The sequence below is a fragment of the Amycolatopsis orientalis DSM 43388 genome (assembly GCF_000411975.1).
Taxonomy (GTDB): Bacteria; Actinomycetota; Actinomycetes; order Mycobacteriales; family Pseudonocardiaceae; genus Amycolatopsis; species Amycolatopsis orientalis_D.
The window spans coordinates 1-10,972 of the sequence record NZ_ASXG01000177.1 but is presented as its reverse complement, the minus strand read 5'-3'; the positions used below and the strand labels follow the sequence as shown (position 1 = coordinate 10,972).

Genomic DNA, 10,972 nt, shown 5'->3' with positions numbered 1-10,972 from the left:
GGCGGGCGGAGCCCGCGGGCGAGCGCGCGTGCGCGAGCCGAGCGGCCGTCGCGCGGGCGTCGGCGACCGAGACCTCCGGAACGGCTGTGGTGCCCAGCGAAGTCGGCACCGAGAACTGCTTCAGCAGTTCGCGCAGCGAGGCTTCCGACTCGGCCAGCCGCTCCATCGGCACGCGCGCTGCCGAACCGGCGGCCGGCAGCGGCGGCGGGCCGCACAGCGCGGCGGGCGGAGCCTGCGGGCGAGCGCGCGCGTGCGCGAGCCGAGCGGTAGAGCGCGTAGGCGGGGCAGAGCGCGCAGGTGCTGGCGGAGCAGCGAGGGCCGAGCGCGCGGGCGCGAGGCGGAGCGCGCGCGAGGCAGTGGTGGCAGGGCTGGGTTCTCGTGAGCGGCGATGCCAGTCCGACGTGGACTTCGCCGCTCGCGAGTGCCCGGGCGGAGCAGGTCAGGCGGCGGCCACAGCGTCTTCCGGGGCGCGGTCCCAGCGGTGCCGCCGGATGCGGACCGGGACCTCTTCCCCGCGCGCCGCCGCGGCGAAGACCTGGGCGCGGGCCCGCCGCCACCACACCAGCATCCGCGACGCGCCCAGTGCCAGCACGGCCACGACGACCAGCAGCGAAATCCGGAAGTTGCCGCCGGTCGCCTGCAGCAGGATGCCGATCAGCAGGGCGGTCACGGTGGTCGCCAGGAAGCCGCCGACGTTCACCACTCCGGTCGCGGTGCCGACGCGGGACAGCGGGTTGTAGTCGCGGGCGATGGCGAAGCCGATCATCGACGCCGGGCCGCCCAGGGTGAGGAACGCGAACGCCGGGACGAGGACGCCCACCGGGACGTGACCGTTCCAGCCGAGCAGCACCGCCCACACGATCGTCGCGCCGGCGAGGTAGCCGACGACCAGCGGCACCCGCAGCGCCGGGGCGTGGCCGATCACCGCGCCCAGCAGCGGGCCGCCCGCCATCGAGCCGAACACGAAGACCGTCAGCAGCGCGCTGGCGGTCGCCGCGGGCAAGCCCTCGCCCTGCACCAGGAAAGGCATGCCCCACAACAGGGTCAGCACGTTCGGCGCGAACATCGTCGAGAAGTGCACCCAGAAACCCAGCCGGGTGCCGGGGGTCCGCCAGGCCAGTTTGACCTGCCGGCCGAGTTCCGCCGGGCGCACGGGGTCACGTTGGCGTTCCGGCGCGCCGTCGGGGGTGTCGCGGACCCGCAGCGCGACCGGCACCGAGTACAGCACCGTCACCGCGCCGACCGCGAGGAAGGTGACTGTCCATCCTGGACCGTCGAGGAGCAGCGTGAGCGGGACGGTCGCGATGAGATTGCCGATGTAGCCGACGCACGAGGTGAACGAGGCGAGCAGCGCGTACCGGTGCGCGGGGAAGTGCGCGGCGACCAGGCGCAGGACGCTGACGAAGGTGAGCGCGTCGCCGAAGCCGAGGACGGCGCGGGCCACCAGGCCGAGCGCGTAGGTGTCGGCGAGCCCGAGCAGGAGCTGCCCGGAGCCGAGGATCAGGACGGCGGCGGTGAGCACGCGGCGCGGGCCGTAGCGGTCGACCAGCACGCCGGTCGGGATCTGCATGGCCGCGTAGACGCCGACCTGCAGGACGGTGAAGATCCCGAGCGCGGCGGACCCGACGCCGAAGCGTTCGGCCGCCTTCAGCCCGGCGACGCCGAACGAGGTGCGGTGGAAGACGGCGAGCAGGTACACCGTGACCGCGGTGAGCCAGATGAGCCAGGACCGGACAGGGGCGCGGCCGGCGGGCGTCAAGAGTTCCTCCAGAGTGCGGGCGAGCGTCGGGACAGAGGAGGACGACGACGCTGCCGCCTCGATAGTTGTATCGCCTCAGCAACCTCGATACATAGCCGTAACCGGGGTGTGCTTCACCACAGGTCCACCTCGCCCCGGATGCCGACGACCGTTTCGCCGCCGACCCACACGTCGTCGCCGTCCCGTTCGACGTGCACCCGCCCGCGCCTGCCGAGCCGCGTGCCCTGCGCCGCGACGTACGACTCGGGCGCGACGCCGGCGCCGATCAGCCACTGCCCGAGCGCCGCGTTGAGGCTTCCGGTGACCGGGTCCTCGACGACATCGCTGAACGCGCGGACCTCGAACGCCGTGTCGGATCCGGCCGGCTGCGCACCGGCGACGCCCACCTTGTACGAGCCGAGCGCGCCGAAGTCCGGCTCGATCGCGAGGACGGTCGCCGCGTCGCGCAGCAGCAGCGCGACCCAGCCGGGGCCGTTGTCCGCCCAGCGCGCGTCGAGGACGTCGGCGTCGCCGAGGTGCAGGCCGCGCTTCACCGCGGCGAGGTCGGCGTCGTCCACCGGACCGCCGCGCCGCAGCGGGGGCGCGGCGAACGCCAGCCGGTCGCCGTCGCGGCGCACCCGGACCAGCCCGGCCCCGCATTCCTGCACGAGGTGCCCGGCCTTCGGCACTCCCCCGGCGGCGAGCCACGCCCGCGCCGACCCGAGCGTCGGATGCCCGGCGAACGGCAGCTCCCGGCCCGGGGTGAAGCTCCGCACGCGGTAGTCGGCGGCCGGATCGACCGGCTCCAGCAGGAACGTCGTCTCGCTGAGGTTCGTCCAGGCGGCGAACGCGGCCATCCGCTCGTCGGACAGCCCGTCCGCGCCGTGCACGACGGCGAGCGGGTTGCCGCGGGTGAGCTCGTCGGTGAAAACGTCGACCTGGGTGAACTTCGGCATGCGCCCACCCTCGCATCCGCCGGGTGCCGGCGGCGAGCGGGTTTCGCCGCCAGACCATCACGCCTCCCGCACCGCGCCGACCACGGCCCACCGCCCGGACCGCCATCGCGCCACCACCGCCGCCAGCCGGAACACCATGAACAGCGACAATCCGCTCCAGATCCCGCTCAGCCCCCAGCCCAGCGCCAGCGACAGCCAGATCAGCGGCAGGAATCCGAGACCGGTGCTGACGAGTGTGGCGGTGCGGAGGAAGGCGGCGTCCCCCGCGCCGAGGAGGACGCCGTCGAGCGCGAACACCACGCCCGCGACCGGTTGCAGCGCCACGAAGAACCACCAGGCGTGCGGAATCTGGCCGAGCACTCCGGGATCGGACGTGAAGGCGTGCGGCAGGACGCTCCACAACGCCGCGAACAGCACGCACAGGAAGCAGCCGAGGATCAGGCCGTATCCGGTGATCTGCGTGGCCACGCCGCGCGCCTGCCGCGCCGCTCCCGCGCCGAGCGCCGCGCCGACAAGCGATTGCGCGGCGATCGCGACCGAATCGAGCACCAGGGACAGGAACGTCCAGAGCTGCAACACCACTTGGTGCGCCCCGACCGCCTCGGTCGACGTGCGCGCGGCGACGGCGGCGGCCGACACGAAGCACGCCTGGAACGCGAAACTGCGCAGCACCAGGTCCCGGCCGAGACCCAGTTGTGCGCGCATCACCGGGAATTCCGGCCGCAGCGGCACCTTTTCCCGCACCAGCGCGGCGATGAACAGCGAAGCGGACACCACCTGCGCCACGACGTTCGCGATCGCCGACCCCTCCAGCCCGAGATCCGCGACGTAGACCAGCACCGGGCACAGGATGGCGGAGATTCCGTTGCCCGCCAGTACATAGCGCAGCGGACGGGTGGCGTCCTGCACGCCGCGCATCCAGCCGTTGCCCGCCATCGTGACGAGGATCAGCGGCGCGCCGAACAACGCGATCCGCAGCCACGACACGGCCGCCGCGGCGATCTCGTCGCTGCCCGAAAGCGCGCGGGCGATCGGCCCGGCCAGCAGTTGGCCCGCGACAAGCAGCACCAGCCCGACCAGTACGCCGAGCCAGGTGGCCTGCACGCCCTCGCGGACCGCGTCGGCGCGCCTGCCCGCGCCGTGCAGCCGCGCGGTGCGCGACGTGGTGCCGTAGGACAGGAAGGTGAGCTGCGTGGAGACCTGCGACAACACCACGCCGCCCAGCGCGAGGCCAGCGAGCGGCAACGCTCCGAGATGGCCGACGACGGCGGTGTCGACCAGCACGTAGAGCGGTTCGGCGGCGAGCACGCCGAGCGCGGGCACGGCGAGGCCGAACACTCGGCGGGGCGGGATGCGGTCACCGCTGACGGCGGTGGTCGTGGCGTTTTCGGACACAAGGAGGAGAGTAGCCACCGGCACCGACAATTCCGGCGGCCCCGACGCCCAGGGCGGCTGGCCCCGGGTGAACGGGGCCCGGAATTCGCTTGCGGGGCAAGCGGATCGGATACCCGCGGCGTCTCTGCGGCGCGACTCGCGACGCGGTGCCCGCCCGGCTGTGCCAGCGGGGACATCTCGTCGGATACGATCGAATTGGAGGCGATCTCCACTTCCCGGTGGAGGACGTCTTTGCCGACGGAAGGCAGGGCATGACCGCCGACAAGCCGCTGCGGGCCGACGCCCGGCGCAACCGCGACATCCTGATCGCCAAGGCGCGCGAGATCTTCGACGCCGGCGACTTCTTCGACCTGCGCTTCGACGACTTCGCCCGGCTGGCCGGGGTGGGCACCGGCACGCTGTACCGCCACTTCCCCACCCGCGAAGCGCTGGCCGAGGCGGTCTACCACGGGGAAGTCGCCGCGCTGTGCGACCGCGCCCGCCAGTTGCGGGACACCCTGCCCGCGGCGGAGGCGTTGGCGGCCTTCCTGCGCGGCATGGTCGATCACATCGCCGCCCACGAAGGCCTGGCCCGGACGCTGGCCACGCTCCTGGCCGACCGCTCGGGCACCCTAGCCGGGGGCGGCAAGGCACTGGAGGAGGCGGTCGCCGACCTGGTGGCCGCGGCCGTGCGGGACGGCACCGTTCGCGACGACGTGGACCCTGGCGCCGTGATGATGGCGCTGCACGGCGTCGGCGCGGCCCACAACCGGCCCAACTGGCGGACCGAGGCGGACGACGTGATCACCCTCGTACTGGACGGGCTGCGCCGACCGCGGTGATCCGGCGCGAACGGCCGTTCCTCCTGCGAGCGAAGGAGGCCCGGAATTCATGAGCGCCGGATGCGCCAAAGCCGCGACGCCCTGAGCACCCGTCGGCCTGGAACCTCAGCCCCGGACGTACGAGCGGTGCCGCCCACGCCGACAATCCAGGGTCAGGAAGCCCGCAGCAGCGGTGCCCTCCCGAGCGCCTCCCGCAGCCGGGCCAGCACCTCCTCCGCCGGACCCTCCGCCGTGCATCCCGCCGCCATGCGGTGTCCTCCCCCGCCGAACTCCGCGGCGGCGGCCGACACGTCGATGTCGCCCGCCGAGCGCAGCGAGACCGTCCACACTGGACCGGGCCCGGCCTCCTTCAGCACCGCCGCGACCCCGGCCTCCCGCGTAGCGCGCACCACGTCGATCACCGACTCGACCTCTTCGAGCCGCACCGTTGCCGCGGCGTCGGCGCGCACGACCGTGTGGACGAAACCGAATCCTTGCGCCCCTTCGGGTTCCAGGCGGGCCTCGGCCAGCACCTTCGCCAGCATCGGCAGCCACGCGAACGGGTGGTCGTCGACGATCCGGCGGGCCACCTCGCCCGGGTCGGCTCCGGCTTCCAGCAGGCGCGCGGCGATCCGGTGCGTTTCGGGGCTGGCCCGGCGGAAGCCGCTCGTGTCGGTGACGACCCCGGCGTACAGGCAGCGCGCGGCGGCCGCGTCCAGGTCGGCGCCCATCGCCTCGATGATGCGCGTGACCAGGATCGCCGTGGCTTCGGCGGTGTCGTCGACGACGTGGTGGGTGCCGTAGCGGGCGTTGGTGGCGTGGTGGTCGACGACCAGGACCGAACCGCCCGCGTCGCGGACCGCGGCGACCCTGGGGGCGAGCCTGCCCAGCCGGCCCAGGGTCGGGGTGTCCAGCGCGACCAGCACGCCGTCCGTCGGAGGGAGGGCGTCGACCGGGGTGATCAGGCCGTCGACGTCCAGCCAGGCCAGGGTTTCGGGGGCCTCGTCCGGCTCTCCGAAGGCGACCCGCACGCGCGCGCCGCCGCGATGCAGCACGTGGCCCAGGGCCAGCGCGCTGCCGAGGGCGTCGGCGTCGGGACGCACGTGTCCGAGCAGCGTCACGTCGGTGGCCTCGGCCAGCAGAGCGGCGGCGGCCTCGATGTCCTGTACCAGGGAAGCTGTCACGAAGTGTCACGCTACGCTCTGCGGGATGCCTGAGTACGTGATCCTCGTTCTGCCTTCCGCCAACCGCGTGTACGCCGCCTCGTCGCCGGCGTTGCTGCGCGCCGAGCTGGCGGCCTTCGGCGCTGGGCTTTCCGCCGACGTGTCGGCGATCGAAGAGATCGAACTCGGCGGGGTCGGATACGTGAAATTCGCCTGCGCGGCCCCGCTCGGCGAGCGCGACCTGGCACTGCTGTCGAACCTGTCCTCGCTGTATGCCCTGTTCGAACTGGGCGACGGCGTGCTGCGGCCGGTCGCGGTGCATCCGTTGGCGAAGGCGGACTCCGACCTGCTGACGATCCAGAAGTACCCGGGCAAGACCAACGAGCAGTTCACGAAACTGCTGCTCAACCTCACCCTGCTGGCCACCTCGCGGCCCGCGGACTGGCCGGACCGCGAACTGCACGTGCTCGACCCGCTGTGCGGCCGAGGGACGACGCTGAATCAGGCCGTGATGTACGGCTTCGACGCCACCGGCCTCGACGTCGATGGACGCGATTTCGAGGCGTACGAACAGTTCGTGAAGACGTGGCTGCGCACGAAACGCGTGAAGCACACGGCGGAATCCGGGCAGCTGCGCCGCAACAAGGTCCGCCTCGGCCGCCGACTGGACATCGAGTACGCGTTCGACAAGGACGATTACAAGGCCGGCCGCACCCGCCGGCTGAGCTATCTCAACGCCGACACCCTGACGACCGACGAGGTCCTGCGCCCGGCGTCGGTGGACCTGATCGTGACCGACGCGCCGTACGGCGTGCAGCACGGCAGCCACCGCGACGCCGGCCTGGCCCGCAGCCCGCGCGACCTGCTCGCGGCGGCGATCCCGGTGTGGAACCGCGTGCTCCGGCCCGGCGGGGCGATGGGGATCTCCTGGAACACGCACGTGCTGCCGCGGGAGGACCTGGTGGCGATCCTGGAACGGGCCGGGCTGGAGGTGCGGTCCGGCGGGCCGTACGAGGAGCTGGCGCACCGGGTGGACCAGGCGATCGTGCGCGATCTCGTGGTGGCGGGGAAGCCGGGCTGAGTTCCCGCCGCGGTCCCGCAGCGGCGGCCCCAGGCCGGTGCTGCCGCTACTTCAGCCGCGGCCCGAGGAACCGCAGCACCTCCGGCAGGACTCCCCGCCAGTACTGCGAGGTGTGCTTCCCCGGCGTGATCCGCGCGACCTCCGGGTGGGCGCCGCTGATCAGCTTCCGGTTGGCCGGCAGGAACGGGTCTCCGTCGCCGCACCACACGCCGAGGTCCCGGGGCGGGAGTTCGTCCAGGTGCCGCAGCGGTTCGGCGGCTGTCCAGGCGTCCTCGGACGGGAAGACGTGCCTCGACCGGGCTTCCGGCCAGGTACGGAACAGGGCCGCGCTGCAGGTGGCCACCGCGGTCACGTCGCGGCGGCCGCGGGCCAGGTTCAGCGCGCCGAAGCCGCCCATCGAGATGCCGAAGAGGCCGGTCATCGGGCGGAGGCCCGACTCGGACAGCCAGCCGGGGAGTTCGTCGGCGAGCATCCGGTGCGGGTCGTCGCTGCCGTCCGGCATCCAGTAGTGGCTGCCGTCGACGGCGACGACCGCGAACGACGGCGTTCCGGACCGGACCGCGGCGGTGAGGGCCGCGGGCAGGCCCAGGTCCAGGAACGTGCGGGCGTTCGAGCCGCGGCCGTGCAGCGCGACGCAGACCGGAAGGCCGGTGCTGGGGACGCCGTCGGGGGTCATCAGCACGACGTCGACGTCCCGGCCGCGGGCCGCGGAGTGCCTGCGGTGGATCGTGATCGGCGCCTTCAGGGGCGCCGGGCTGGAGGCCGGGGCAGCCGGGGCCGGCGCAACCACCGGGGCGGAGCGCCCGGCGCAGGCGGAGACGAGCGCCGCGGCACCGCCGAACAGCAGGCCGCGTCGCGTGACACCGGGCTCTGACCGCATCGCTTCAGCCGCGCGTCTCCTCTTCTGCTTGCTCCTCGTCCTCTTCGGCACGAGGGGCCTTGTACGGGTCCGCTTCGCCCGCCGGCTGGGCTCCGGTCGCGCGGCGCGCCACCTCGGCGTCCGATTCGCGGGCCTTCGCGAGCAACTCTTCGATGCGGCGGGCGTCGTCGGGGACGCTGTCCGCGACGAAGGTGAGCGTCGGGGTGTAGCGGACGCCGGTGCCCTGTCCGACCTTCGTGCGCAGGACGCCGCGAGCGGCCTCCAGCGCCGCCGCGGCGCTCGCGAAGTCCGGCTCCGCGTCGACGGTTTCGCCGAGCACCGTGTAGTACACCGTGGCGTCGTGCAGGTCCGCGGTCACGCGGGCGTCGGTGATGGTCACCGCGCCCAGTCGCGGGTCCTTGACGTCGTGTTCGATCGCCGAGGCCACGATCTGCGAGATCCGCTTGGCGAGCTTGCGAGCCCGAGCGGGATCGGCCATGGCTGAGGTCTCCTTCTCCGGATTTCCGGGGTTCTAGTCGTCCGGGCCGAGCAGCCGGCGGCGCGCGGAGAGCAGTTCGAACTCCGGGCGTCCGGCCGCGAACCGCTCGCACGCGTCGAGCACGTCCCGGACGTGCTCCCCGTCGGCGGCGACCGCGGCGACGCCGATGAGCGCGCGCCGGTGCAGGTCCAGATGTCCCGCCTCGGCGACCGAGACGGCGAATCGCTTCCGCAGCTCGACCACCACCGGCCGTACCGCGGATCGCTTCTGCTTCAACGAATGCACGTCGTCGAGCAGCAAGTCGAGCTCCAAAGCTCCGACAAACATGTGCACCCAACAAGCTAGACGGAAAAGCCCGACTGGACCCCGGCGGGGGTCCAGGGGGCTTGCCCCCCTGGCGGGGGCGCGGGGGTTCGACCCCCGCACGACACCGGCGGAGGCGGGAGGGGCGAGCGCAGCCTGCGAGCACGCCCCTCCCACCGACGAACCCCTCAGCTACGGGGCTTCTCCCGCTGTTCGTAGGTCTCGATCACGTCGTCGACCTTGATGTCGCTGTACGAGCCCAGCGTGAGACCGCACTCGTACCCTTCCCGGACCTCGACCACGTCGTCCTTGAACCGGCGCAGCGAGTTGATCGGCAGGTTCTGCGCGATGACGTTGCCGTCGCGCAGGAGGCGGGCCTTGGCGTTGCGCCGGATCTCGCCGGACATGACCAGGCAACCCGCGATCGTGCCGATCTTGGAGGACTTGAAGACGTCCCGGACCTCGGCGCGGCCCAGTTCGACCTCTTCGTACTCCGGCTTGAGCATGCCCTTGAGAGCCTGCTCGATCTCCTCGATCGCCTGGTAGATGACCGTGTAGTAGCGCACGTCGACGCCCTCGCGGGTGGCCCGCTCGGTCGCCTTGCCCTGCGCCCGGACGTTGAACCCGAGGACGATCGCGTCGGACGCGGTCGCCAGGTCGATGTCCGATTCGGTCACGCCGCCGACGCCGCGGTGCACGACGTGCAGTTCGACGTCTTCGCCGACGTCCAGCTGCAGCAGCGCCGCTTCGAGCGCTTCGACGGTACCCGAGTTGTCGCCCTTGATGATCAGGTTGAGGCTGCTCGTCTCCTTCAAGGCGGAGTCGAGGTCCTCGAGGCTGACCCGCTTGCGGCGCGACGCGTTGAGCGCGTTGCGGGTGCGGGCGGAGCGGCGCTCGGCGATCTGCCGGGCGACGCGGTCCTCGTCGACCACCAGGAAGGTGTCGCCCGCTCCCGGCACCGAGGTGAACCCGATGACCTGGACCGGACGCGAGGGCAGCGCCTCGGTGACGTCCTCGTTGTGCTCGTCGACCATCCGGCGGACGCGGCCGTAGGCGTCGCCCGCCACGACCGAGTCGCCGACGCGCAGCGTGCCGCGCTGGACCAGGACGGTCGCCACCGGGCCGCGGCCGCGGTCGAGGTGCGCCTCGATCGCGACGCCCTGGGCCTCCATGTCCGGGTTGGCCCGGAGGTCCAGAGCGGCGTCCGCGGTCAGCAGGATCGCCTCGAGCAGTCCGTCGATGTTGATGTTCTCCCGCGCGGAGATCTCGACGAACATCGTGTCGCCGCCGTATTCCTCGGCGATGAGGTTGTACTCGGTGAGCTGCTGCCGGATCTTGTCCGGGTTCGCGCCCTCCTTGTCGATCTTGTTGATCGCGACCACGATCGGGGCCTTCGCGGCCTGCGCGTGGTTGATCGCCTCCACCGTCTGCGGCATGACGCCGTCGTCGGCCGCCACCACGATCACCGCGATGTCGGTCGAGTTCGCGCCTCGGGCCCGCATGGCGGTGAACGCCTCGTGACCCGGGGTGTCGATGAAGGTGATCAGCCGCGGTTCGCCTTCGAGCTCGGTCTCGATCTGGTAGGCGCCGATGTGCTGGGTGATCCCGCCGGCCTCGCTCTCGCGGACCTTCGTCTTGCGGATCGTGTCCAGCAGCCGGGTCTTACCGTGGTCGACGTGACCCATGATGGTCACGACCGGCGGGCGGACCTGCAGGTCTTCCTCGCCGCCTTCGTCCTCGCCGTAGGTGATGTCGAAGGTTTCGAGCAGCTCGCGGTCTTCCTCCTCGGGGCTGACGACCTGAACGTTGTAGTTCATTTCGCCGCCGAGCAGCTCGAGGATGTCGTCCGACACGGACTGCGTCGCGGTGACCATCTCGCCGAGGTGGAAGAGCACCTGCACCAGCGAAGCCGGGTTGGCGTCGATCTTCTCGGCGAAGTCGGTCAGCGAAGCGCCGCGCGGCAGCCGGATCGTCTCGCCGCTGCCCTTGGGCAGGCGGACGCCGCCGACGCTGGGCGCCTGCATGTTGTCCATGTACTCCTGGCGCTTCTGCCGCTTCGACTTGCGGCCCTTGCGCGAGGGCCCGCCGGGACGGCCGAAGGCGCCGGCCGTGCCGCCGCGACCGCCGGGGCCGCCGCGACCGCCGCCGCCACCGCGGAAACCGCCGCCGCCGGCCGGG

General features: G+C 72.5%; 10 protein-coding genes and 1 pseudogene. 2 read left to right on the top strand and 9 right to left on the bottom strand.

Features of this window, described 5'->3' with window-relative positions; genetic code table 11:
* The 4 genes and pseudogenes from L942_RS43455 to L942_RS36805 all read right to left on the bottom strand — a co-directional run.
* A pseudogene (locus L942_RS43455) lies at nucleotides 1–226 on the bottom strand (hypothetical protein); the annotation flags it as partial.
* A gap of 213 nt (nucleotides 227–439) precedes the next feature.
* Entirely contained in the window at nucleotides 440–1,759 is a 1,320-nt protein-coding gene (locus L942_RS36815; RefSeq protein WP_037369149.1) for an MFS transporter, read from the bottom strand.
* A 113-nt stretch (nucleotides 1,760–1,872) separates the two neighbouring features.
* On the bottom strand, nucleotides 1,873–2,694 hold the full coding sequence (locus L942_RS36810; protein WP_037369147.1) for a PhzF family phenazine biosynthesis protein: 822 nt from the start codon (nucleotides 2,692–2,694) through the stop codon (nucleotides 1,873–1,875).
* A 57-nt stretch (nucleotides 2,695–2,751) separates the two neighbouring features.
* Nucleotides 2,752–4,089, bottom strand: coding sequence for an MATE family efflux transporter (locus tag L942_RS36805; protein ID WP_037369146.1), 1,338 nt, complete (start codon nucleotides 4,087–4,089; stop codon nucleotides 2,752–2,754).
* Nucleotides 4,090–4,340: 251 nt separating this feature from the next.
* Between L942_RS36805 and L942_RS36800 the strand changes: the two genes are divergently transcribed.
* A complete protein-coding gene (locus L942_RS36800) occupies nucleotides 4,341–4,910 on the top strand; it encodes a TetR/AcrR family transcriptional regulator (protein WP_037369144.1) in 570 nt (189 codons plus the stop codon).
* 152 nt (nucleotides 4,911–5,062) lie between these two features.
* Here the strand turns inward: L942_RS36800 and L942_RS36795 are convergent, their stop codons facing one another.
* Nucleotides 5,063–6,073, bottom strand: coding sequence for a DHH family phosphoesterase (locus tag L942_RS36795; RefSeq protein WP_037369142.1), 1,011 nt, complete (start codon nucleotides 6,071–6,073; stop codon nucleotides 5,063–5,065).
* A gap of 25 nt (nucleotides 6,074–6,098) precedes the next feature.
* Here L942_RS36795 and L942_RS36790 point away from each other — a divergent pair, with 25 nt between their 5' ends.
* Nucleotides 6,099–7,133: a TRM11 family SAM-dependent methyltransferase gene (locus L942_RS36790; protein WP_037369140.1), complete on the top strand. Its 1,035-nt coding sequence runs from the start codon at nucleotides 6,099–6,101 to the stop codon at nucleotides 7,131–7,133.
* A 46-nt stretch (nucleotides 7,134–7,179) separates the two neighbouring features.
* On the opposite strand, the gene L942_RS36785 is transcribed toward L942_RS36790, so the two are convergent.
* The 4 genes from L942_RS36785 to infB form a co-directional block, all read right to left on the bottom strand.
* Nucleotides 7,180–8,013, bottom strand: coding sequence for an alpha/beta hydrolase (locus L942_RS36785; protein ID WP_037369138.1), 834 nt, complete (start codon nucleotides 8,011–8,013; stop codon nucleotides 7,180–7,182).
* 4 nt (nucleotides 8,014–8,017) lie between these two features.
* Nucleotides 8,018–8,491, bottom strand: coding sequence for a 30S ribosome-binding factor RbfA (gene rbfA, locus L942_RS36780; protein ID WP_037369137.1), 474 nt, complete (start codon nucleotides 8,489–8,491; stop codon nucleotides 8,018–8,020).
* A gap of 33 nt (nucleotides 8,492–8,524) precedes the next feature.
* Nucleotides 8,525–8,818 carry a DUF503 domain-containing protein gene (locus L942_RS36775; RefSeq protein WP_037369135.1) on the bottom strand — a complete coding sequence of 98 codons (294 nt, stop codon included), beginning with the start codon at nucleotides 8,816–8,818 and terminating at the stop codon, nucleotides 8,525–8,527.
* Nucleotides 8,819–8,982: 164 nt separating this feature from the next.
* Nucleotides 8,983–10,972 (bottom strand): translation initiation factor IF-2 (gene infB / locus L942_RS36770; protein WP_037369133.1); only part of this gene is annotated, 1,990 nt, incomplete at its 5' end.